The sequence below is a fragment of the Paenibacillus sp. BC26 genome (genome assembly GCF_900116125.1).
In the GTDB taxonomy this organism is placed as follows: domain Bacteria; phylum Bacillota; class Bacilli; order Paenibacillales; family Paenibacillaceae; genus Paenibacillus_Z; species Paenibacillus_Z lignilyticus.
Genome location: NZ_FPAD01000001.1, coordinates 2,309,056 through 2,333,049, shown reverse-complemented (window position 1 = coordinate 2,333,049; position 23,994 = coordinate 2,309,056). Strand labels below are relative to the sequence as shown.

The 23,994-nt window shown below is 52.1% G+C and carries 17 protein-coding genes; 14 read left to right on the top strand and 3 right to left on the bottom strand.

What is annotated here, in order from left to right; genetic code table 11:
* Positions 1-66 precede the first annotated feature (66 nt).
* The 12 genes from BM412_RS10070 to BM412_RS10015 all read left to right on the top strand — a co-directional run bounded on the left by BM412_RS10070 (position 67) and on the right by BM412_RS10015 (position 12,563).
* The gene (locus BM412_RS10070) at positions 67-1,497 is read left to right on the top strand and encodes a sulfatase family protein (protein ID WP_091217046.1); all 1,431 of its coding nucleotides are present in this window, start codon (positions 67-69) and stop codon (positions 1,495-1,497) included.
* Positions 1,490-2,488: a Gfo/Idh/MocA family protein gene (locus tag BM412_RS10065; protein WP_091220322.1), complete on the top strand. Its 999-nt coding sequence runs from the start codon at positions 1,490-1,492 to the stop codon at positions 2,486-2,488. Before BM412_RS10070 ends, BM412_RS10065 begins: the two co-directional genes overlap by 8 nt.
* A 31-nt stretch (positions 2,489-2,519) precedes the next feature.
* Positions 2,520-3,086: an adenylyl-sulfate kinase gene (cysC, locus tag BM412_RS10060; protein ID WP_091217044.1), complete on the top strand. Its 567-nt coding sequence runs from the start codon at positions 2,520-2,522 to the stop codon at positions 3,084-3,086.
* Complete coding sequence (locus tag BM412_RS10055; protein ID WP_091217043.1) at positions 3,083-4,510, top strand: sulfatase family protein; 1,428 nt, start codon at positions 3,083-3,085, stop codon at positions 4,508-4,510. Before cysC ends, BM412_RS10055 begins: the two co-directional genes overlap by 4 nt.
* A 42-nt stretch (positions 4,511-4,552) precedes the next feature.
* Complete coding sequence (locus BM412_RS10050; protein WP_091217040.1) at positions 4,553-5,434, top strand: AraC family transcriptional regulator; 882 nt, start codon at positions 4,553-4,555, stop codon at positions 5,432-5,434.
* Between the two features lie 22 nt (positions 5,435-5,456).
* Positions 5,457-6,869: a sulfatase family protein gene (locus tag BM412_RS10045; RefSeq protein ID WP_091217038.1), complete on the top strand. Its 1,413-nt coding sequence runs from the start codon at positions 5,457-5,459 to the stop codon at positions 6,867-6,869.
* Positions 6,870-7,027: 158 nt separating this feature from the next.
* Positions 7,028-8,038, top strand: coding sequence for a HoxN/HupN/NixA family nickel/cobalt transporter (locus BM412_RS10040; protein ID WP_091217036.1), 1,011 nt, complete (start codon positions 7,028-7,030; stop codon positions 8,036-8,038).
* Positions 8,039-8,138: 100 nt separating this feature from the next.
* Positions 8,139-8,423: a YqkE family protein gene (locus tag BM412_RS10035; RefSeq protein WP_091217034.1), complete on the top strand. Its 285-nt coding sequence runs from the start codon at positions 8,139-8,141 to the stop codon at positions 8,421-8,423.
* A gap of 134 nt (positions 8,424-8,557) precedes the next feature.
* A complete protein-coding gene (locus BM412_RS10030) occupies positions 8,558-8,992 on the top strand; it encodes a hypothetical protein (RefSeq protein ID WP_091217031.1) in 435 nt (144 codons plus the stop codon).
* A 368-nt stretch (positions 8,993-9,360) separates the two neighbouring features.
* Positions 9,361-11,124 carry a ribosomal protection-like ABC-F family protein gene (gene abc-f, locus BM412_RS10025; protein WP_091217029.1) on the top strand — a complete coding sequence of 588 codons (1,764 nt, stop codon included), beginning with the start codon at positions 9,361-9,363 and terminating at the stop codon, positions 11,122-11,124.
* A gap of 233 nt (positions 11,125-11,357) precedes the next feature.
* On the top strand, positions 11,358-12,077 hold the full coding sequence (locus BM412_RS10020; protein ID WP_091217026.1) for an alpha/beta hydrolase family protein: 720 nt from the start codon (positions 11,358-11,360) through the stop codon (positions 12,075-12,077).
* Positions 12,078-12,122: 45 nt separating this feature from the next.
* Positions 12,123-12,563: a GNAT family N-acetyltransferase gene (locus BM412_RS10015; protein ID WP_091220321.1), complete on the top strand. Its 441-nt coding sequence runs from the start codon at positions 12,123-12,125 to the stop codon at positions 12,561-12,563.
* 65 nt (positions 12,564-12,628) lie between these two features.
* Here BM412_RS10015 and BM412_RS10010 read toward each other — a convergent pair whose 3' ends face one another.
* Positions 12,629-13,630 carry a 3'-5' exonuclease gene (locus BM412_RS10010; protein WP_256256226.1) on the bottom strand — a complete coding sequence of 334 codons (1,002 nt, stop codon included), beginning with the start codon at positions 13,628-13,630 and terminating at the stop codon, positions 12,629-12,631.
* A gap of 53 nt (positions 13,631-13,683) precedes the next feature.
* Between BM412_RS10010 and BM412_RS10005 the strand changes: the two genes are divergently transcribed.
* Entirely contained in the window at positions 13,684-14,559 is an 876-nt protein-coding gene (locus tag BM412_RS10005) for a permease (protein WP_371264807.1), read from the top strand.
* On the top strand, positions 14,556-15,521 hold the full coding sequence (locus BM412_RS10000) for a TIGR03943 family putative permease subunit (RefSeq protein WP_177245746.1): 966 nt from the start codon (positions 14,556-14,558) through the stop codon (positions 15,519-15,521). The genes BM412_RS10005 and BM412_RS10000 overlap by 4 nt, the downstream gene beginning before the upstream one ends.
* Positions 15,522-15,610: 89 nt before the next feature.
* Here the strand turns inward: BM412_RS10000 and BM412_RS09995 are convergent, their stop codons facing one another.
* Both BM412_RS09995 and BM412_RS09990 read right to left on the bottom strand, forming a co-directional pair.
* On the bottom strand, positions 15,611-17,281 hold the full coding sequence (locus tag BM412_RS09995) for a DUF11 domain-containing protein (RefSeq protein WP_091217019.1): 1,671 nt from the start codon (positions 17,279-17,281) through the stop codon (positions 15,611-15,613).
* On the bottom strand, positions 17,278-23,913 hold the full coding sequence (locus BM412_RS09990; protein ID WP_256256225.1) for a DUF7507 domain-containing protein: 6,636 nt from the start codon (positions 23,911-23,913) through the stop codon (positions 17,278-17,280). Before BM412_RS09990 ends, BM412_RS09995 begins: the two co-directional genes overlap by 4 nt.
* Positions 23,914-23,994 lie beyond the last annotated feature (81 nt).

Sequence of the window (23,994 nt, the reverse complement as noted above, 5' to 3'; positions counted from 1 at the left end):
GATTGTACTTATAAATTCACATTATTGCTCGTCCGACCAAACAATTTCGCTTAGGAGGCAACTGCCATGTCTGCAAAAAAACCTAATATTCTATTCTTCGGTATCGACAGCTTGCGCCGCGACCATATGAGCGGTTATGGTTATTCCCGTCTAACGACGCCATACATTGATAAGCTTGCTTCGCAAGGCGTGCTGTTCGAGCAGCATTTTAGCCCGAGCATTCCGACTACGCCTGCTTACGCTTCCATGCTGACAGGGATGGACGTGTTCGGAACAGACGTTGTCGCGCTTCGCCATGAAGGCCCGCTAGGCGGACATGTGGACACGTTGGCAGAGGTGCTGGAGGCGAACGGTTACAATACGACTTGCATCGGATTTACCGGCAATCCATCGGCGCGCGGTTTCCAGAACTACCTGAATTATGAGTCTTGGCTTCCGGAAGAAGAGAGCGGCCGTGCCCCGAAGGCAGAGAACCTCAACGATGTTGCGATTCCGGAGCTGGAACGCCTCGCGGCGGAAGATAAACCGTTCTTCCTGTTCCTGCGTCATATGGATCCGCATTCGCCGTATTTGCCTCCTCAGCCGTTCGAGCGGATGTTCTATGGCAAAGACGAGAAAGATCCGTCCAATACTTCGATGGAGCCGGTATATGATTTCAAACCGTTCGGCGATTATTTGAAATCCTGGATCGGGGAAGACGTAACCGATCATGAATATGTAACGGCCCAGTACGATGGTTCTATTGCTTATATGGACATTGCCATCCAAACGTTATTCACGAAACTGACCGATATGGGCATCGAGGAAGATACGCTGATCGTCATTACCTCCGATCATGGCGAAACGCTGTATGAGCATGATTGTTATTTTGATCACCATGGTCTATATGACTGTACGCTGGTCGTGCCGCTTATCATCAAGTTCCCGGGACGCGTGCCCGCCGGCAAGAGAGTATCGAGCGTCAGCGTCATCTCCGACATTATGCCTACGGTTCTCGACTTGCTCCAAATTGAAACGAATACGCCTTATGACGGACGCAGCTTGAATGCCTTCATCAAAGGGGAAGCCGACAGCAGCCTGGAGAAAACCGAGCTCTATATCACAGAGTGCACATGGATGCGCAAACACGGCTGGCGTACGCCGGAGTGGAAGCTTATCTGCTCGCTCGAACCCGATTTCCATCACAAACCGGAGATCGAGCTGTACAATTTGATTCGCGATCCGCAAGAGAATGAGAACGTAGCGGATCAAGAGCCGGAAGTGGTTGCCTTCTTGCAGCAGCGGATGAACGAATACATCGCTAAACGCGAAGAAGAAGTAAACCGGACCAATCCAATCTACACGAACACCAACTGGCACGGACAGAACAAGATTTTCACCTCCTCGCAGGAAGCATACGACTCGCTCTATATCGGGTCGATCAATAATGCACGCAAACTGCAGCAGAAGGAAAAGGAACAAGAAGCAGCCAAAGAAACGGTTGAAAGCAATGATTAAGGTAGCAGTCGTTGGCGTTAACCATATTGGCAAAATCCACTGCCACGCTTATAAGCGGCACCCGGATACGGAGCTGACGGCGGTATGCGATCTCATGCAAGATCGCGCCGAGGCGGCGGGGAAGCTGCATGGCGTTCCATACTATACGAATTTAAGTGAACTGCTGCAGAAGGAAGACGTGGATGTTGTCGTTGTGGCAACGGCCGGCGTAGAGAAGGGCAGCCACCACTTCGCTCCGACGATGATTGCAATCGAGGCGGGCAAGAGTGTCTTCGTCGAGAAGCCAATCTCGAACAACATTGAAGAGGCACGCGCGATGGTGGCCGCAGCAAGAGAGAAAGGCGTTCGACTCGCTTGCAACCTGAATCACCGGTTCACGCCTGCCGCATATAAAGCCAAGGAGCTTGTCGCTTCCGGCAAGCTCGGCTCCTTGCTCTTCCTGAATATGCGGCTTACGATCCGCAATCCGCAGGAGGATACGGAATGGCTGCATATGCGTGCGCTGCATCCGCATTCCATCGATGTCATGCGCTATTTTGCAGGGGACATCAAGCGCGTGCAATCCTTTATGACCAAAGCTCCGGGACGCCAATCGTGGTCAACCGTATCGATTAACATGGAATTCGAATCCGGTGCTGTCGGACATTTGACGGGCAGCTACGATATGTCGATGCGGCATCCGATAGAATATTGCGAGGTAGCAGGGAATGAAGGCCGGATCGTCGTAGATAACGTATATGAAAGCATGACGTATTACCCGCATGAATCCGATGAGCTGACCGTCGTTCGGAATCCGCTGTTCGGCGGCATGAAAGGCTTCGACGATACGTTTGATCAGCGCATCAATTGTTTTATTGAAGAATTGAAATCAGGCGTAACGCCTGAACAGATAACGGCATCAGGAGCAGACGCGCTTGCAGCCCAAGAAGTCATAGAAGCGGCCATTAAGTCGCATCAGCTTGGAGGAGCTCCGGTTACAGTCCTTTCTTAGGGATGCTGCAGGAGATACGGAGGGAACAAACATGAAGAACGGTTATGGCTCGGTACTTTGGTTTACCGGACTATCCGGAGCAGGAAAAACAACGACAGCCAAAGCCGTGGAGAAGAAACTGCTGGAGCGTGGAAGACGGGTAGAGCTGCTTGATGGCGATGAGCTGCGAGCTACGGTTTGCAAAGGGCTTGGCTTTAGTATGGAGGATCGATTCGAGAACATTCGCAGAATCTCCTACATCGCGAATTTGCTATCCCGTAACGGGGTTGATGTGCTGGTCTCAGCCATCAGCCCTTACAAAGCCATGCGAGAATACGCGAAAGAGCAAATTCCGACGTTTGTGGAAATTTACGTGAAATGCCCGCTCCATGTGTGCGAAATGCGCGATGTGAAGGGTTTGTACGCCAAAGCGAGATCCGGGGAAATCACAAGGTTTACCGGCGTATCGGATCCTTATGAGGAACCGGATAATCCCGCGATTACGCTGTGCACCTCCACTTCGACGCCGGAGCAAAACGTGGATCAGGTTCTGGCCTGGATCGATGTAAACGCGTCGACGATGTACAAAGACCACCAGAAAGGACTAAGTGGGCTATGAAAATTATTCTAATCTCGCTGGATACGCTTCGGGCCTCTCGTTTAAGCAGCTATGGCTATGCGAAGCGAACAAGTCCCCATATGGATCAAATCGCTCGCGACGGCGTACTCTTCGAGCAGGCTTATGCAGCCGATATTCCGACAGAGGTTGCCCATACAGGCGTCTTTACCGGCAAAATCGGGCTGACTACCGGCGCTGTCTCGCACGGCTCTGATTTGACGCAGCTCCCGAAATCCGTGGAGTGGCTGCCCAATATATTGCGATCAGCCGGGTTTACGACGGCGGCCGTCGATAATATGTATCAGCTGAAGGAATGGTTCGCCCGCGGCTACAACTACTATATTAACAGCGTTGGCGGCAACCGCTGGATTGATGGCAGCACCGTGAACAAACTGGCTTTGCCATGGATCGATCAGCATAAGGACGAATCGTTCTTCTTATTTCTGCATTATTGGGATGCCCATACACCGTATTTGCCGCCCGAGTCCTATATTCCGGAATTTTATGATTCGGCGAAGGATCCGTATGATCCGCGCAACAAAAGCATGGAGCCTGCTTATAATCATTCGGCTTACCCGTTCTTCAAGCACCATCATTATGATCTCGTCGGTGAAGTGACCGACAGCGATTATTATGATGCGCTCTATGACGCGGAAATCCGTTATTTGGACGATCGTTTGAAGGAACTCGACGATCATTTGGCGAAACTAGGTATTCAAGATGACACGTTGCTCGTCCTATTCGGCGATCATGGCGAGAGCTTGACCGAACATGATATTTATTGGGATCATTGCGGCTTGTATGAGCCGACCGTTCATGTACCCGTCATTATGAGATGGCCGGGACGTATGCCGGAAGGAAGACGCGCGTCAGGACTTGTGCAGCAGGTCGATCTGCTTCCAACCTTGCTCGAAGCGATTCGCAAGGAAGCGCCAAACGGAATCGATCTGTCGAAGCTGAAGGACCCTACCGGTCTTGACGGCAGAAGCTTGTGGCAAACGATCGACGGTTCGTCTGAAGGGACGCATGAAACGGTCTACTTGAGCGAATGCGCGTGGCAGGCAGCCAGAGGGATTCGGACGGATCGTTACAAATTTATTCGAACCTATGATGCCGGACCTTTCACAAGGCCGCCGCGTGAATTATATGATTTATCCGTGGATCCCGAGGAGCAAATAAATCTGGCGGATACAGAGCCGGCGCTGGCTGAAGCGTTCGAGCTTGAGCTGGAAGATTGGGTTCAACGAAAGCTTCACGGGCGGCAAGACCCGATGGTCGTGCAGCTTGAAGAGAGAGGTCTGCCATTCCGCAGACGGATCGAACAGATTTTGGCGGGTGCGGGAATGACTTGGGATGAGTGGAAGAGCAATCCCGACCGCGCTCAGTTTGATGAAGCAGCCAATAAACATTCACACAGCAAATAACCGGATGGGCAAGTCAGACTTATTGGTGAAGGTGGGGCGTGTATGAAGGATATCTTGAGCAGTACCGGATTTATGAAAGTCGAATTTCCTTTCTGGATTACACGCACGGTTCAAGGCTCTATCCGTGAGCATGGGCATGAATTCGTCGAGCTGGTGTATGTCGTGCGGGGGAAGGGGATGCATGTCTTCGAAGGCACCCATTATGCCGTTCATGCCGGAGACGTGTTTATTATCAATCCCGGAGAAACCCATGCTTACGAAGTAGAGAAAGGCGAGCAGATGGAAATTATCAACTGCTTGTTTATGCCCTCCTTCATCCCGGATGCCTTGCTTGCCGAGCTGGAGATCACCGGATCCATGGATTATTTCTATGTGCATCCTTTCCTGAAGGAAGATGTCCGGTTCAATCACCGCCTTAATTTGCATGGGCAGGATGCGGCTCATGTGCTGATGCTGCTCGAAAATATGCTCAGAGAGATGAATGGACGCTCGATCGGACACACCACGCTAATTCGGCTGCAGCTCATCGAGCTGCTTGTCCTGCTCTCTCGTTATTACACGCTGATGCAGCAGCAGCGCGCACATCCTTCGCCGCGTCAGATGGAACGTGAAATGACGGCGAAGCGCATTTACGGCTATCTCGAACGTAATTATGAGAAGAAGATTACGCTCCAATCGTTGTCTTATTTGTTTAGTTCCAGCATCAGGCAGCTAAATCGGTTGATGCAGGAGGAATACAATCGCAGCGTATTCGAAGCGCTGCATGAAGTGCGTATCGAACGTGCCAAACATTTGCTCATGGAATCCGACGAGAAGGTCATTGTCATTGCGACGATGGTTGGCTATGAAGATCAATCCTTCTTCAACCGGCTGTTCCTCAGACATGTAGGCTGTTCGCCGAGCCAATACCGTGTAAGCGGCTAAACGAGAGGAGACAACAACCGTAATGGTACAGCGCCCTCCCAATATATTGCTCATTACAGCCGACCAATTGCGTTATGATTGTGTCGGCTACAGCCGCGTCTATCCCGTCCAAACGCCGAATCTGGATCGGCTTGCGGCGCAAAGCACCGTGTTTCACCATGCCTACTCGCATATACCGGTTTGCAGCCCAGCCAGACAGTCGATGCTGCATGGCAGAAGGGCCGAAACAATCGGCGCTCTGTGGAATTATAATGCGTTTCTGCCGGTTGGTTGTCTGCAGCCGGAGCAGTATTCGTGGAGTGCGGCACTTGCGGAGAAGGGATATCGGTCTGCATTTCTCGGCAAATGGGGCGTCAATCCGAGCGAAGATCCCACCGCTTTCGGTTATGACTCTTATGTAAGTGAATCCTCGTACAGGGAGTTCCGGAAGAAACGTTATCCGGAGTTAGCCTATACGAACGGCTATTTCGGCGAGACCAATCCGATTCCGCTTGCGGATTCGGAAACGCATTGGTTCGCGGATCGAACCATCGAAGCGATCGATCAGCTGAACGCCGGGGAGGAGCCATGGCATGTGGCGGTCCACTTCGCAGAGCCGCATCTGCCATGCCGTCCTGCCGGCAGGTTTGCTGACATGTATGACCCGGACGAGATTCCGGAATGGCACGGTTTTCGCGAAACGTTTGTAGGCAAACCCTATATCCAGCAGCAGCAGCTTGTCAGCTGGGGAGTAGAGAACTACACTTGGGACGACTGGGCACCTGTAGTTGCTCGTTATTACGGGATCATCAGCCAACTGGATGAGGCGATCGGCCGAATCCTTGAGGCGCTTGAGCAGAAAGGCGCTGCCGAGAATACCGTCGTTATTTTCACGGCTGACCATGGCGATTTGTGCGGCTCTCATCGGATGATGGATAAGCATTACATCCTCTATGACGATGTGGTGCGCGTACCGCTAATGATTTCTTGGCCGGGCCAATTGCAAGCCGGCGCCGCAAACGATGATTTTGTCTATAACTTGCTCGATCTGGGTCCAACCGTGCTGGAGCTTGCCGGCGTTACCGATAATCCGCCTTTCAAATTTCATGGCCAATCCATCGTACCTCTGTTGCATGTCAGTGCGCCGCAAGGCGCCGGCTGGCGGGAAGAGATCGTAGCTTCCTATAATGGTCAGCAATTTGGGCTGTATACGCAGCGTATGATTCGCACGCAAACCTGGAAATACATTTGGAACTTAACCGATACGGATGAGCTCTATCATATGCAGTCTGATCCGGCGGAGTTAATTAATCTTATTGGGGAATCAGAACACGCAGACGTGGTGGTTGATCTTAGGAAACGCCTGTATAACCGCCTTGCCGCAGACGAAGACCCGGTCGTGTCCAACGAGTGGACACGCAGACAGCTTCTAAATGGAGCGAAGTTGCATAAGTAAATAAATAAGACATAGGTGGGAGTGCGAGCTGACAACAGCAGAAGCACTCCTTTTTGAATGTTTCGTATTTTAGTATAGCTTTTCCAAGGTGTTCCTTTTATAATGAATTCACATATTCTTGTTAGTTTATCTGACATGGCGAAGTGGAGGGAAGACGAATGCAAGAACTTTGGAAACAGCGCAAAACGTGGGCAGGCTACATCATCGTCGTCTTGGCTCTGCATCTCCTGGGTTTCATGGGGTTAATGGTGGCGGTGCGTGCCGATGCCGGCTTCTGGAGTCTCGGATTATTGGCCTATACGCTTGGCATGCGTCACGCGTTCGACGTGGATCATATTGCGGCAATCGATAATACGGTGCGAAAGCTGGTTCAGCAGAAACGTAATCCGCTCGGCGTCGGCTTTTATTTCTCGCTTGGCCATTCGTCGGTCGTATTCTTGATGGTGTTGGCTATTGCCCTCTCGGTCAAATGGATTCAGAACGAAATGCCGTTCTTGCAGCATACGGGCAAGCTGATCGGCACATCGGTTTCGGGTATTTTCCTGCTGCTGATCGGTATTATCAACTTACTCGTTCTCATTAATTTGTTTCAGTTGTTTCGCAGCATGCGCAGCGGCAAGCATAATCAGAATGAACTGGAAGAGCTGTTAGAGGCTCGAGGTTTATTCTCCCGGATGTTTAAGCCGCTGTTTCGTCTCATCACCCGCAGCTGGCATGTGTATCCGCTCGGCTTCCTGTTCGGGCTTGGCTTCGACACCGCAACGGAGGTGGGGCTGATGGCCATATCCGCCGGAGCGGCGCAGAGCTCCGTGTCTATTATCGGCATTCTCGCGCTGCCGCTGTTATTCGCTTCCGGCATGAGTTTGCTGGATACGGCGGATGGCATGTTTATGACAAAAGCTTACCGCTGGGCGTTCAACACCCCGCTTCGGAAAATGTTCTATAACGTTACCGTCACAAGCGTATCGGTTATTTCGGCGTTGTTAATCGGCATGGTGGAGCTGCTGCAAATTATGACGGAGAGACTGAACCTGCAGGCTCCGTTTCTGCAATGGGTTAGCAGGCTTGATTTGGGAGACCTCGGTTATTTCTTAGTCGCCTTGTTCGCTATTGCTTGGCTTGTGTCTGTAATTGTTTGGAAGTCGATGAAGCTTGAGCAACGTTACTAGTGGCTGGAAGAGTGTTGCTTCTGCTAGAAGAGCCGATGAACCAGAGTACTGGAAACGAAGCGCTATGACTTGCTATAATGTTCCCAGGTAGGTGATCACGATGGCAAAGAAAGCAAAGTACAAACCCGCTTCCCATTCGCAGCAGCAGCAGAATAAGCAATCCAATGAGGAGAAGCCTGCGACACTGAAGGATCTATTGCGACCGGACGTGCTGGATAAGCTCAAAGGCGCCGCTCAGGAAATGAAGAATGCGGAAGAGAAGCGTAAGGCAGACCTTCGCAAGCAGGAAGAAGAAGCACGCGCGGCCGAGAAGAAACGGCAAGAGAACGACTTCGAGTATCTGCTGAACAACAGCAAGATGGACTGGCGGAATAACAAAAGCTAAATGCAAATAAAAGCTCCTGTCTGGAAATTAGACGGGAGCTTTTATTTTCTATGGAATTATTTGGATCAAGAGACCACATGTCCAAACTTTATTATTCTACTTTACATATGAATACATAAAGGAGGTGATGTATTATGGCTGCTATTTTGCTAGATTCGAAAACATCACAAAATGCGAGTTATGCCAACTCCATTAACGTTCCGATCTTGGTCATCAACACGCCAAACTTGATTGCTCAGCAAACCCTTGATTTATCTGCAGGCGTAGCCGGGCAAACACGGGTCGAATTTACAGGCGTTGCAGCGGTTCAATTGCCGCTTATTCCGCTTTTGACGACGGTAACAGTCTTCGTAACAAGAGGTCTGACAGCAGGAGATGTCAACGTTTTCTCGGCTGCGTCAAACCTTTCGCTGAGCGTCCTCGGACCACAGCTGATCTCGTTCTCCGGCTCGGATTTCAACGCGCCTAATATTGCGAACCAGGCTTACTCTGTGTGGATCCAGACGTCTGCCGTTGGTACAATTCGTGTAGGACCAGAGAGCTTTAACTTCACCGCTTTCACGAACTAAACTTATTTTTTTGGATATAGAGAGGTGCAAGCGCGACATCGCCATGCTATAATGGAGTATCTTGAAAGTTCTAGGAGGTATCCAATTAGACATCATGTGGACCTAATTTTCTGTCGATCATGATTTTCGAAAATGACGATAAGAGATGAGCTCAGCCTGTGCGCGGAGCGGAATAGGTTACGTGTGTCTATAGGAGACGACTCCTTCTGCCTGATTGGATGCCAATTGTTGGCGTCTTCTTGAGGTATTTTCACGCTATCCCTATATCCGCATATCCTTAGCCGCAGGCGTGCCTTGCGGTTTTTTTGTTGTCTTCGACAATCATCGCCCATGTCAGTTGTTCAACTAAACTAAAAGTGGTGATTGGTATGACATTATTAACATTACGCGGAATTAAGAAGAGCTTCGGCGATACAGATGTGCTACTGAAGGTAGACGCCGATCTGGCAAGCCGAGAACGAGTGGGCTTGGTCGGGATGAATGGCGCAGGTAAAACCACGTTGGCCAATATGATCTTCGGCAGCATCCAGCCTGACGAAGGCAAGCTTACGTTCCATAAGGATCAGCTGCGGATCGGGTATTTGCTGCAATCGACCTCGTATACGGTCAATACCTTCAGCCAAATGATGGATCCCGCAGCGGAATCGCGCGAAACCGAGCAATTCCTGCAAACGGCAAGCCATCTGGGCTTGCAGAAGGTGAAGGAATGGGACGGCGAACGTCTTGCCGGACTAAGCGGAGGCGAGAAAACAAAGCTGGCCATTGCCCATATCTGGGCTTCGAAGCCGGACATTCTGCTGCTCGATGAACCGACGAATCATTTGGATTTTGACGGCGTCGATTGGCTTGTGCAGGAGCTGAGACGATACAGCGGGACGACGATCGTCATCTCGCATGACCGTTATTTCCTCGATCAGACCGTTGACCGGATAATCGAGCTGCAAGATGGCGTTTCGACGTCCTTCCCCGGCAATTATACGTTCTATCGGGAGGAGAAGGCACACCGCTTCCAGAGCCAGCTGCATCAGTTTGAAGAGCAGCAGAAGTACGAGCAGAAGATCGAAGCGGAAATCAATCGGCTGAAGAATTGGTCCGATAAAGCGCATCGCGAAGCAGGCAAGGTCGGGAAAATGGCTGAAATGCGCACCGGCGTGAAAGAGTTTTACCGCAGTAAGGCCAAAGCTATGGATAAGCAGATCAAGTCGCGATTGCACCGTTTGGAGAAGATTGATCTGGAAGGCGTGAAGAAGCCGGTAGAGGAAGCGAAGGTGTCCTTCGGCTGGGACCAGCCGGAGAAACGCGGACGCCGCATCGTGGAGGCGCTGCGGATCGGTAAATCGTATGGCGGCAGATCGCTCTTTGCAGACAGCTCGTTCTATCTGCAGCGGGGAGAGAAGATCGGCTTGCTAGGACCAAACGGCAGCGGGAAGACGACGCTCATTCAAATGCTGCTTGGTCAGAAAGCCGTTGATACCGGCCAGCTGTGGATCAGCCCGACTGCAAAGGTCGCTTATTTAACGCAGGATGTAACGGATCTGGATCAGCGCCGCACCGTCCTGGAACTGCTTCAAGACAGTCATGAAATTCGCAGCGATGTCGGGAAAGCGCGGACGATGCTGGCCAATATGGGCTTTGATGCTTCCATGCTGCAGAAGCCGATCGCTCAGTTAAGTCTCGGGGAGCGAACGCGCATCAAGCTATCCCAGCTCATGATGCGCGAGCAGGATCTGCTGATTTTGGATGAACCGACGAATCATCTGGATTTGACCAGCCGTGAGCAGCTGGAAGCAACGCTATCGGACTATCGGGGCACGCTGATTGTAGTCTCTCATGACAGGTATCTGATGGATAAGATTTGCTCGAAGCTGCTCGTATTCCAAGATGGCGGAATAAAGCGGATCGAATCCGGCTATGAGGCATTTCGCGAGAAGCCGCAAAGCATGAAGGCTGCGGAAAACGATGACCAAGGTGCGAAGCAGCAGCTGGAGGAGGAGAAGATGGTAATCGCGAATCGGATCGCCTTTCTTCTTGGCGAATTCAGTTTGCTCAAGCCAACCGACAGCCGTTATACGGAACTGGATGCCGAGTATAAGCAGCTCCTGGCCCAGAGGAAGCAATTAAATACACGATAACAAGGTTCAAGGGTTATGTTGGCATGCTATGGCTGCCGCATAACTCTTTTTTATGGTCAAGTAGCCATCGGTCATGTGCTTCAATTGCTTGAAAATGAGAAACGACTCCGCAGGTTTCGAATATAATATCTTAACGTTTGCAGCAGTGAATGACAACGTATTCACCGCCGCATACTAAGTGCTGACGGTCGTACTAGCTTAATCGGCCAACACAACAGGGCGGTGACAACAGCATGCAGGCAGATGTTACCTTGGATTGGGATGTCTACTTATTGGCGGGCATAGGCTCGAGTCGTACGATTTTTGCGGAATGTGTGAAGGAGCTGCAGCAGCGATATGCCGAAGCCGGCAAAGCTTCGAGTATCAGGGAATTATTCCCATATGGCGATCATACGCACAATTTCTTTCAGCAGCTGATGAAGGTACGCAAGGATCTATACCGGTTTCGACGTGCCGTACAGTTTGGTGCTCGCGCCGTCGCGGGACAGGTGCGCACGCAATCCGCAGGCAAGCCCGTGCTGTTCATTGGGCATAGCGGAGGAGGCGTTGCGGCTTACCAAGCGGCAGTTATGCTGCATAAAGAAGGCGTGATTCCGGATTGGAGAGTTGTGCAGGTAGGTTCGCCCAAGATGCCGATTGCAACGGACTACATCAGTAAAGTACATTATGTCGTGGCGGTAAACGAGAAGGGTGCGTGTGCCGATTTAATAACTCGGCTGGGCAGTTGGGGCGGCATTAGCCGAAACCGGTATGGCATGTGGTACTGGAATCGTGTAAAATATGCTCCGAAACATATTATTCCGCTTCCGTTAATCGGGGGGCATCAACACTATTTCCGCAAAGAAGCGCCATACATTCATCCCATTCGAGGCTCTAACCTTGTGGTCATGATCGACGTGATTTGGGAGCGAGTAGCCAGGGAACTGGCGCTTGCGGCTTCGAGTTTGATGTAAGCGCAGACTTGCGGGGCATGAAGGGAATGTGCCATGATACGTACCATTCTAACGTACCAAGCGACGATGCAAGACCTTCCGGAGTTAGCTGTCTTATTTGATCAATACCGGCAATTTTACGGCCAGTCTGCAGACCTTGAAGGCGCACTGCAATTTCTGAAGGAGCGCTTCATTCATCGGCAATCGGTCATATTTGTCGCGAAGAGCGAGGATCAATTGATCGGATTCACGCAGCTGTACCCGACTTTCTCCTCAATCTCCATGCAGAGTTCGTGGATTCTCAATGATTTGTATGTCTCGGAAGCGTGTCGAAGCTTCGGTGCCGGCCAGCTGCTGCTTGATGCGGCGAAACAGTACGGTGAGCAGACCGAGGCCAAAGGGATCGAATTGTCCACGGCTATTGATAACAAGGTGGCGCAGCGACTTTATGGGCGCAATGGCTATGAGAAGGACGAAGTGTACTTCCATTATTATCGTAAGTTATAAGAAAAAGCTTGGTGAGCGGCGCAATCGACTTGCATTGCGCGCACCAAGCTTTTTTTATGTTCCTGTTACACTTCGGTTGTCGTTTCACTGCTGCTGTTGCTGCCGGATTCGCCAGACTCGCTTACTTCCGGTTTGGTTGAGCTGCTGCGGATTTTGCGTGGTCCTTTGGCCATTTCTGCATCGAAATAAGCTTCCAGCTCGGCAACTTTACGCGGGTCCTCGAGTGTAACCTTGCCGCTGAGCACATGCTCTACGATCATCGCCCAAGTCGGCGTCACTTTCTGGGATGCGATAATGCGGATCGCGTTCTTGACGATTTTGCGTTCCTTCGCGTTGGAATAGACGTCCTTGAACTGCTGAATCCGCTCGAAATCCATATGCTCAAATACAGCGCGAAAGATGTCCGCCGTCATTCGTGCATCCTCTAACGCGCGATGGGCATTATTCTCTTCGCCGCCAAGTCCAAGCTCGTTCAAGGCCGTTTCCACACTCACATCGTTCGTGACATCCTTGTAACGGATATAACCTTTCAACAAATCGAAGTAATTGACCGCAAGCCAATAGGCATCGTCCAAGTTATGCATGCGCGTATCGAACACGATGCGCTTCATATCTTCGCCGCCCCAAGTGACGAACAGGAAGTTCTCGTTCGCGCCAAGCCAATTCATAAAGTCGCCAACGACGGCCGGGAAGCCTTCTGCCGCATCGATGCCTTCTTGCGGAATGCCGGTTTTCTTCTTAATGAATTCGTTAAGCTTGGCAAAATAAACCGGTTTGACCAAAGCGGAGAATTCAGAAATGGGCTGCAAGGCCGCATCTAATCTGACCGCTCCGATTTCGATAACCTCCATCGGCAAATCGCTTGCGAATTTGCGTCCGTTAAACTCGATGTCTAGAATAATGTAGTCCAATGATGAAACCTCCGCTGCATTGTTGTCGTCCTTCATTGTAACAGAATAGGGCCATGCTGTCTTGCGAAGCGCGAAGTTATCGCTTTGATCGCGATTCTGGCATTTTGAGCCAAATTGATAGATAATGGAGTCCGAATAACCGATTGTTCGGTACATAGCAGGAGGTGCCTGTGGTCACTTTTCTACAGCTGAATACGATCTTTCTAAGCATGATCATGGAAGCGATTCCGTTTATCCTGCTCGGTGTCATCATTTCCGGACTAATCCAGACATTTCTATCTGAAAGGTTGATCGCACGAATCCTTCCGCGTAATCGTTATTTGGCTTCTTTAATCGGATGCGGAGTGGGTTTGTTCTTCCCGGCATGCGAATGCGGTATAGTCCCCATTACAAGGCGGCTGATTCGCAAGGGTGTACCGCTGCACGCGGGCATTGCGTTCATGCTGACGGGGCCGATCATTAATCCGATTGTGTTGTTCGCGACCTACATCGCATTCGGGAACGATTGGAACATGGTGCTGATTCGCGGCGGAATGGCTATCGTTGTCGCCTATGTGACGGCGATCGTCATCTCCTATCTGTATCCGAAGCTTCCGCTTAGAGGAATGGAGGGGGCGAGTGCTGAAATCGCAGCAGGTGCGGAATCGTTAGCCGGCGAGCGCGCTAGAGTGCCGATGCGTTCACGATTATACGATGTGATGCTGCACGCCATTGACGAGTTCTTCTCCGTCGGTAAATATTTGGTGCTTGGTGCATTCATCGCAGCTTCGATGCAAACCTTCATTCCGACGTCCACGTTGATGCATATCGGAAGCACGCCGATCACGGCCTCTTTGGTAATGATTGGACTGGCATTCATCATGTCGCTGTGTTCGGAAGCCGATGCTTTCATTGCATCATCGTTTCGCAGTACGTTCTCCATCGGTTCGTTATCTGCTTTTCTCGTATTCGGGCCCATGATTGACATTAAGAACACGCTTATGCTGCTGGCTGTTTTCCGCGGGAAATTCGTGCTCGTTCTCATTGCATTGGTTGCGGCATGCACGCTGGCTTCGTCATTGCTCGTGGGGAGGTTGATGGGATGATTCGTTTATATGTGCTTGCCGGATTCGCATGCTTGTTTATTATGATGCACCTCGGCGGCAATTTGAATAAATACATTAATCTGAAATATGCGTATTTGACCCAAAGCGCGATCGTCATGTTAATCATTCTGTTTCTATTCGAGTTTGTGAGGCTGTATAGGAAGGAAAGGGATGAGCACAAGCGGAAGTCGAAGGAGGAGCGCCGCGATCACAACCATGAGCACAACCATGAGCATGACCATGAACACGGCCACGCACACGGCAATGTCCATTCACATACGCATCATGAGCGCCATGACGAATCGCATGCGCATCATGATCATTTTGGCCATTCGCATGAACAGCCGATACGTTGGAAACGTATGGTTTCATACAGTATCTTGATTTTTCCGCTGCTGACCGGATTCTTGTTGCCAGTCCAAACGCTGGATTCCAGTTTCGTGAAGGCCAAGGGCTTCTCGTTTCCGAATTTCGACGCATCCGCCGATAATCCCGGCTTCCATCAGTTTCTAAAGCCTGATTCCAGTGTGTTCTACGGCAAACAAGGTTATGCGAAGGTGTCACGCGAAGAGCTTCAAGAATTCCTGCCTTTGAAGGAGGTAGGACTGACCGATACCAACTACTTGAAGGGACTGGAAGCCATATATAACTTCCCCGATGCGTTTATCGGCCGGAAGATCAGCTTTGACGGGTTCGTCTATACGGGGGAGCAGTCGGAAGCGAATCATTATTTCGTTTTCCGCTTCGGATTCATTCATTGCGTTGCGGACTCAGGCGTCTTCGGAATGCTCGTCGATTTCCCTTCCGACACAGCCGCCTTTCATAACGATGAGTGGGTAAGAGTGACCGGCACCTTAACATCGTCGTTCTATCAGCCATTCAAGCAAACGATTCCGATGCTGCGAGTGACGGAGTGGAAGACAATCCCCAAACCGCAAGACCCCTATGTATACCGGGCATAACGCAAACAACAATAAAGGCTCTCCGCTCAGCAATTGAATGAGCAGAGAGCCTTTATTTCCGTTTCGGGATCTGATCGCCTTGCGGCGTGTTACTCTTCATGGGTTTCGATCACAATCGTAACCTCGTTGGAATAAACCGAGCTGGTGAACCATTCACCATTAACTTCGTAACTAAATTGCGCAAGCACGCGGAACCGCAGGCGATTTTGAAGGGGGTGCGCGGTCAATCGCAGACGATACTGAACGATGATCGTCTGGTTCGGTGCCAGTATGCCAATCGGCAGCCCTTCCCCCGGCGTGAAGGGAACCTCGACGCCATTGATCCGTATACTCGCAATTTCGATACTAGTTTCGTCAGGGATGAGTGCGAACAGCGTTACGGCGGCTGCGTAATTCCCCGTATTAGTAATCGCTACGGAAACCGCGATATATTCGCCCGGTCCAACGAGAGGCGGCGCTGCGTTCAGCTCCGCTCGTATAACCGGCACGACGACGGAAGTAACAACATCATTGGTTGTTACCGCATCCGTAACGAGAACGCCGCTCGGAAGACGGAAAGAATACTCCACGGTAGCCCTGTTGATTAGCTCCGATTGATTGCCTGATCGCGTAACGGTAACCAGGAAGGATAGGACGTATTGCACACCGGGCTGCACCAAACCCAGCTGGATTCCGGCATCCGGGTTCGCGCCGGGCAGCGGACGACCGTTCACTTCAGCGCTGCCTTGCACGAAGAGGGCTCCGGCAGGAATCGCATCGCGTACGGTAACTTCGGCGCCGGTTGTACCGCTGTTAAAGATCGTGATCGAATATCGTATGGTTTGACCAACGGTAGCTTGCGATAAACTTGCGGATTTATGGACCGACAGAGCAGGTCCGGATACAAGGGAAGAAACCGTATTGGACGTTACGGATTGGTCGAAAGTGCCGAATTGAAACCTCAACTCCGCACTGTTCGCTAACTGGGTGTGGACGGGAACATCCAATACGATGACGCTGAATGTCACTACGAAGGATACACCGGGCTGAATGAGTCCCAGTGTGATTCCGGTAATAGGTGAAGCCGATGGAGAGCGAACACCATTAATGGTGACGCTCCCCTGAACAAACAGCGTTCCTTTCGGCAGTGCATCATACAGCACGCTCTGCCGCATCGGCTCCGTTCCTTCATTCGCAGCCGTAGTGGTATAAACCAGCATATCGCCGGAGTACGTATAGGCCGTATTCACGCCTTTTAGCAGACTGACTTGCTGTACCGTAACGGGCAGCGTTACGACGTTCGAGCTTTCGGAGCCGGTAATCGTTCGACCATCGGTCGTTTCAAAATAATACGATGCCGTCGCTTGATTATCGAGCTGGCCGGAAGGCGGCGCGGAAACAAGCAGCAGTTGAAAATAAATCGTTATCGTACTGCCCGGACTGACATCTCCGAGCGGAATGCCGCCATCCGGTGTTACGCCGGGTACAGGTGAACCGTTGACGATGACGCTGTTGGCCACGAACACGGTACCCGGCGGCAATAGGTCATACACGGTCACATTTGCGGAGCGATTCCCGCTATTGGTGACCGTAATCTGATACGTAACCGGCAGGGTCAAACCTGCTTGCGTCGAAGTCGTCGACAATGCAACGGAGATGACCGGCCCATTCACAGTGGTATTGACGATATTCGAGTACGAGAAGCTTGTTGCGCCGGCGGAAGAGAAGGACACGACGGACTGGTTGCGAATCGTCTGCGGCGGGTCCGGAACTGCCATCATACTACCTGCACCTGGAATTGAACGGTAGATACCGCGCCGACCGCGATTGAGCCGATATGGATACCCGTATTCGGACTGTCGGCAGGCATCGGTACTCCATTGACGGTGACCGTTCCAGGGATGAAGCTAGCACTTGGCGGAAGCGGGTCAACCAGGGTGACATTATTAACCGGCGATAGGCCGTTATTCGTGACCGTAATGGTATAGAAAATGGTATCGCCTACAACGGCATCGATGGCGTTGCTGCTCTTCACTACAGATACATCCGGTGAGGAAACCGGAATGATGACGGTGTTCGAGTTAACCGTGGCATTAATAATACGGCCATCCGGCGGCGAGAACGAATAGGCGGCCGTCGCTTGGTTGGCGAGTTGCTGCGGAGAAGGAAGGGCTTCGACGGTAACCTGCAGCGTAACGAGCACGTGAACGGATGCACCTGCAGGTACGACGCCGACATTAATGCCTGTTACAGGGTCCGCCCCCGGCTGCGGAACGCCGCCGATCGCGACGCTGTTCGGTATGAATTCGGCCCCGGTCGGAATCGTATCGTACAAGGTAACGGTAGCTTCCAGGTTACCGGTATTCGAGATGAGCAAGGAGTACGTAATGGTATCTCCGACAGTAGCATTCGCCGTGCTTGCGCTCTTCACGACAGACATGATCGGATTGTAGACCGGTGTCGTCAAGACATTCGACAATCCCGTGCCGGAGAAGACGCCCGATGTGAAGGACACGGTGGATTGGTTGTTTAACTGGCCGCCCGCCGGAATTGAATTCACCGTAATGTTAAAGGTGACGGTAACTGAGGTTGACGGTGGAATGACGCCAAGCGCGATACCCGATGCCGGATTGGCATTCGGAAACGGCACGCCGTTTACGAGCACCGAACCAGGTACGAAGGTCGTGCCTGCAGGTATCGGATCGGACAGAACGGCACTGTTCAAGTTCGCAATGCCGGTATTTGTGACGACATTCGAATAGGTAATCACATCCCCGAGAATCGCATCCGTGGCCAACGTGCTCTTCACGATGCTTATATTAGGCGATGTGACCGGAATCGTAAGCGTATTGGACGCCGCGGAGCGTATGAACGATCTGGAATCCGGCAGCGTAAATGCATAGCTGGCCGTCGCTTGGTTGGTCAATTGCTGATTAGGCGGCATCGTGTTGATGGTGTACTCAAATGTCGTCTGCACGGTCGCTCCCGGTGCAACGACGCCGATACTGTAACCGGCCGCCGGATCCGCGCCTGCTTGCGGAGCACCGCTGACAATGACGCTGTTTGGTACCAAAGAGGTGCCGGTTGGAGTAGGATCCGTGATTGTGACGGTTGTCGGATAGTTTCCGCTGTTCGTTACGTTGACCCGATAGACGACCGTGTTCCCGACGCTGGCGAGCGAAGTGTTAGCCGACTTTACAAGCGTAATAACAGGCTGATAAACAGGCGTCGTGACAGTATTCGAGAACGTAACCGCCGAGAATACGCCGGAGGTGAAGCTTACCGATGAGCGGTTGCTGACCAGTTCTCCTTCCGGAACGGCGGTCACGGTTACGCTGAAGGCGACAGTGACTGAAGCGCCGGCTGCAATCGGGTCGAGCGAGAAGCCGGCTGCCGGATTCGCGTTCGGAAGCGGCACTCCATTAAGGGTGACGCTGCCCGATAGGAAGGAGGTTCCCGACGGGATCGGATCCGCAAAGATAATATTATCGACCGTGGCAATCCCGCTGTTGGTCACAAGAATGCTGTACGTTTGAATATCGCCGACCGTGAGGGCAGTCTGCGTAGCGCTCTTCACGACATCGACATCCGGAGAGGATACCGGGTAGGACAGTGTATTGGAAACCGATGAGCCGTTAAGTGTACGGCTGTCAGGCAGCGTATAGCTGTATGCAGCCGTCGCTTGGTTGGACAATTGCTGCGTTGGCGGCAAAGATGTGATAACCGCCGTAAAGGTGACATTCACTGTAGCCCCTGGCTGTACGACACCGACGGGAATACCGGTAATCGGATCCACGCCAGCTTGCGGCGAACCTCCGACGATAACGCTGTTAGGAACAAAAGAAAGCTCGGGCGCGAGTGTCGGGTCGGATAGAATGACGGACGCGGCATAGTTCCCGGAGTTGGTGACAGCCATGGTGTAGATAACGGTTTGGCCAACGGAAGCATTAGTCGTGCTTGCGCTTTTTACAACACTGATGACCGGCTGATAGACAGGAATGTCTACGCCATTGGAGAAGGAAGAGCTGGAGAATGCGCCGGAAGTGTAGGTTACAGTAGCTTGGTTAGATATAAACGGAGGCGTTGGCACCGAAACGACCAGCAGATTGAATGTCACGGTAGCCGAGCCGCCGTTTGGGATCGTGCCTACATTTACACCCAGCGCCGGATTCGCGCCGGGAACGGGGACGCTATTGATGGCTACGCTTCCTGCTACAAATACGGTGCCGCTAGGGATACCATCGATAAATACCGTATTTGTGATCGGTGCGATCCCGTTATTGGATACGAGCACGACATAAGGGATCGTATCTCCGATCGAGACAGACGTTGCGGTCGAGGACTTAAACGCGTTTACATTCGGTGAAGATACGGATATCGAGAGCGTATTCGATAATGACGTTCCTGTCAGCAAACGTCCGTCCGGCGGGGTGAACTGATAAGTAGCCGTCGCTTGGTTGACGATTTGCTGCGGATTGGGGAGCGAATCGATGACGACGGAGAACATGAGGTAGACGGTTTGATTCACGTCAACCGTGCCCGCATTTATTCCGCCGGAAGGCGTCGCGCTAGGCTGCGGAATGCCGGCGACGATGACGCTGTTAGCTACGAAAGTCGTATTCGCCGGAATCGTATCGGTTACCGTTACGGTGGCAGGCAGATTGCCGGTATTGCTAACCGCAATCGTGTATACGATGGTATCGCCTACTGTGGCAGAGCTGGTGCCCGCCGATTTAACCACGTTGATTTGCGGCTGCGTAATCGGAGTCGTTACGACGTTGGACGATGATGTGCTCGAGAAGCTGCCGGATGTAAAGCTTACTGTCGACTGGTTAACAATTTGATCGGACACAGGCATGATTAGTTTCACCTCATAGGTCACGGTTGCGAAGGCACTTGGTGCCAGGGAACCGATCGGAATACCAGCGGTCACATCCGCCTGGGGAAGTGCAATACCGTTCACTGTCACGCTGCCCGGAACGAAGGCAGTGCCTGGGATGGGCGTACCGACATAGATGATGTTGTTGACGTTCGTAATCCCGTTGTTCGTAATGACGGCGGCGTACAGAATCGTATCGCCTGTCGTGATATCTGTAGCAGGCGTGCTGAGCACAACCGACACATTCGGCGCGGATACCGGGATCGTTACCGTATTCGAGTTTGCCGAACCGTTAACCACGCGTCCGGCGGGAAGCGTATAGGTATACGAGGCCGTTCCTTGGTCCACAAGCTGCTGCGGGCTAGGAAGCGAATCGACGGATACTTGAAATGTAACCGCGGACGTTTGAAGAGGAGGAACAATGACGCTGGGAATGCCTGTAACCGGATCAACGCCCGGCTGAGGAGTCCCATTTACAATTACGGAGTTCACAACGAATGTCGACCCTGCCGGGATGTTATCCGTCAGTGTAACATCGGCACTGATATTCCCGCTGTTGTTGATTTGAAGCGTATAGACGACCGCATCACCAAGTGTAGCAGCAGCGGAATTGGCACTCTTGGAAACGGCGAGTATCGGAGCATATACGGGAATATTCACGGTATCGGAAAAGGACGTTCCCATAAATGCACCGGACGTATAGTTGACTGCAGCTCGATTGGATAAGATGGCAGAAGTCGTGAGCGACGTAACGCGAATCCGGAAGCTGATAATCGAAATTGCAGACGGCGCAAGTGTCCCAACCAGAATACCCGCCGCGGGATCTGCGCTTGGCGACGGAATGCCCCCGACGGTCACGCTGCCGGCTATAAATTGTGAGCCGTCCGGAATGGGGTCGGACACGAATACTTGATTGACAGGAACGATGCTGTTGTTAGAGACGATGATGGTATACGTAATTTCATCGTTCAGGGTCGCTTCCGAGAAATCAGCGCCTTTACTGATGCTTACGTTAGGCGCTGAAGCGGGAATTGACACCGTGTTCGAGCTGCCGCTGCCGTTGAACACACGACTGTCCGGAAGGGTGTACGTATACGTATACGTCCCGAAGTTCGTCAGCGTAGGCGGATTAGGCAGAGATTGAAGCACGACTTGAAAGACGACGTTCACTGTACTCCCTGCAGGCACCGGCCCGACCGGGATTCCGGTTTGCGGTGTTGAACCCGGACGTGGAGAACCATCGACGGTAATACTGTTTGCGACATATGTCGTTCCGGAAGGCAGCGTATCGGTCAACGTAAGCTGCGCGCCGAAATTACCGGTATTTTGGACGGCGAAGGAATACGTTAATGTATCGCCGACCGTTGCACGAGTCGAGTTTACCGCTTTCTGTACGGCGATAATCGGTTGATAGACCGGAACGGATATGGTGTTTGATAGGGACGAACCGTTAAATGTGCCTGAGCTGTAAGATACCGTAGCACGGTTATCGATTTGGGCAGGTGATGGAAGCGATGTGACATTGAGCTGGAAGACGACGTTTACGGATGCGCCGGATGCAATGGTGCCGATTGAAATACCGCCGGCAGGATTGGCGGTTGGCCTGGCGACACCGCCTACCGTGACCGATCCATCGATGAAGCTGGTCCCGGCCGGTATAGGATCACTGAATACGACGTTCGAAACGGCGGCAACGCCGTTGTTGGAAATCAAGGTCGAGAATTGGATCGTATCGCCGACTGTCGTTGCGGTGCGATTCGAGCTCTTCACCACATTCACATTCGGCAGTGAAACAGGAATGACAAGCGTATTCGACGTGGCCGATCCGCTAAGCGTTCTGCCGCTTCCGTCAGGCGGCGAGTAGGTATAGGCTGCAGCTGCCTGATTCGAAATTTGCGGCTGCACGGGAGTCGGCAGCGAATTGACGATGACTTGAAAGGTAACGGTCGTTGAACCGCCAAGAGGCACGATTCCGATAGGAACACCGATAACGGGATTAGCCCCTGGCTGGGTCACTCCGTTTACAGTTACGCTGTTCGGGACAAAGGTCGTGCTGCCCGGAATATTATCCGTGAACGTGGTTGTCGCGCCGATACTGCCGGAGTTCGCAATCAGCACCGAATACGTGACGGTTGTACCGACAGCGGCATTCGTTGTATCCGCGCTCTTCGTAAGGGTAAGCACAGGTGAGTAGACCGGTGTTGACACCGTGTTCGAAGGAATGACACCGCTAATAACGTCCCCGCCGGCGACACTTTGGAAGGTGAAGGCGGCTTTGGCGACGTTTGGAATTTGGGGCGGATTCGGCAGAGAGGTGACCTTGGCTTTGTATGTAATGGTTACGGAGCTGTTCAGGGCAAGGGAACCTATCGGCACGCCGGCAACGATATCGAAAGTCGGTTTGGCTACACCGGCTACGACCACACTGCCTGCAACAAAAGTGGAACCTGTTGGTATGGCGTCTGATACGACGACGCTTGCCGCGTTCGCATTACCGGTATTGCTGACCGTGACTGTATACGTAATCGTATCGCCAATGACGGTTCCGGTAACGTTTGCGCTCTTCGTTGTTGAAATGTTAGGCGCATTGATATTGATCTGTAACGCGTTGGCATTGACGACGTAGGCGTCTCCCGAAGTGGTTAGCGTCAATACTGCCGAGGATTGATTGTTCGCAAGGTTGGCCGAAACATTGACATTCGTGATGTCCCAGCCTTGCCGTCCGCCGGTAATGTTCGAGCCCGGAGCTCCGTTAATCTGATTTCGTGTCCCGAATGTGCCGGTTGTATTCAGCGCGCCGGTATCGTCATTTATCTGAGACGCGAAAAAATTGTTGGCGAAATTGTTGGTTCCGGACAAAGCAACCTGTGTGCCGGTTGTCGGCCCGAATAGCGCCTGGTCGCCTGTGCGATTCGCATCGCCTTCCTGGGCGCTGAAAAGCGCTCTGCCGCCTAGCGCGCCGGTGACAGGCGTGGCGAATCCGGTTATCGTCGTTACAACCGGGGCAGAGGTGGATTGAACAAGTACGGCTCCAACACGAAGTGACATGTTTCTGAAGGGCAAAGTGGGATTCTGATAGATCACTGCGAGTGTCCAGCCAGCATGGTTAGCCGTTGGATCCGTAACCGTGATGGTACCGACAACGGCTCCTACTGTATACGTACCGGCTCCGCCTGTCGTGATTCGCGAGGTCACGTTAGCGGATCGCGTATAACCGAATGCGCCGCTGCCGAGATCGAATGTATTTGCGGTTGCCGCGTCAGGTGTAATGCTGACGTTCGTCGCGTTCGGCAATGTAAGCGTAACGGGATTGTTGATGGCCGCCGATAAATTGACGCCGGGTACGATATAGGTGCCGCCCCAGATCAATTCCGCATACAGCACAGTACTGCCTGCCGGCAGCACAAGAATGGCAGATGAGTTGTTGAGCAGATAGTTGTTGGTCGTTCCAAAGGGATAGGTACCGAACCGAACTGCTGTATTGGTCGTGACGAATGCGCCGATACTGTCTTGGGTACCGGGAACCCCTTCCACCGTGGAACGGCTTAGACCGAGCGTATTACCGGTGAAGGTAATCGCGCCGGTAGCATTGAGGGTAGCCCGAACTACTAGTGC

Bases quoted from the DNA above. Each gene is read 5' to 3' on its own strand.
- BM412_RS10070 (WP_091217046.1), top strand. From the start codon at position 67: ATGTCTGCAAAAAAACCTAATATTCTATTCTTCGGTATCGACAGCTTG.
- BM412_RS10065 (WP_091220322.1), top strand. From the start codon at position 1,490: ATGATTAAGGTAGCAGTCGTTGGCGTTAACCATATTGGCAAAATCCAC.
- cysC (WP_091217044.1), top strand. From the start codon at position 2,520: ATGAAGAACGGTTATGGCTCGGTACTTTGGTTTACCGGACTATCCGGA.
- BM412_RS10055 (WP_091217043.1), top strand. From the start codon at position 3,083: ATGAAAATTATTCTAATCTCGCTGGATACGCTTCGGGCCTCTCGTTTA.
- BM412_RS10050 (WP_091217040.1), top strand. From the start codon at position 4,553: ATGAAGGATATCTTGAGCAGTACCGGATTTATGAAAGTCGAATTTCCT.
- BM412_RS10045 (WP_091217038.1), top strand. From the start codon at position 5,457: ATGGTACAGCGCCCTCCCAATATATTGCTCATTACAGCCGACCAATTG.
- BM412_RS10040 (WP_091217036.1), top strand. From the start codon at position 7,028: ATGCAAGAACTTTGGAAACAGCGCAAAACGTGGGCAGGCTACATCATC.
- BM412_RS10035 (WP_091217034.1), top strand. From the start codon at position 8,139: ATGGCAAAGAAAGCAAAGTACAAACCCGCTTCCCATTCGCAGCAGCAG.
- BM412_RS10030 (WP_091217031.1), top strand. From the start codon at position 8,558: ATGGCTGCTATTTTGCTAGATTCGAAAACATCACAAAATGCGAGTTAT.
- abc-f (WP_091217029.1), top strand. From the start codon at position 9,361: ATGACATTATTAACATTACGCGGAATTAAGAAGAGCTTCGGCGATACA.
- BM412_RS10020 (WP_091217026.1), top strand. From the start codon at position 11,358: ATGCAGGCAGATGTTACCTTGGATTGGGATGTCTACTTATTGGCGGGC.
- BM412_RS10010 (WP_256256226.1), bottom strand. From the start codon at position 13,630: ATGTACCGAACAATCGGTTATTCGGACTCCATTATCTATCAATTTGGC.
- BM412_RS10005 (WP_371264807.1), top strand. From the start codon at position 13,684: ATGATCATGGAAGCGATTCCGTTTATCCTGCTCGGTGTCATCATTTCC.
- BM412_RS10000 (WP_177245746.1), top strand. From the start codon at position 14,556: ATGATTCGTTTATATGTGCTTGCCGGATTCGCATGCTTGTTTATTATG.
- BM412_RS09995 (WP_091217019.1), bottom strand. From the start codon at position 17,281: ATGATGGCAGTTCCGGACCCGCCGCAGACGATTCGCAACCAGTCCGTC.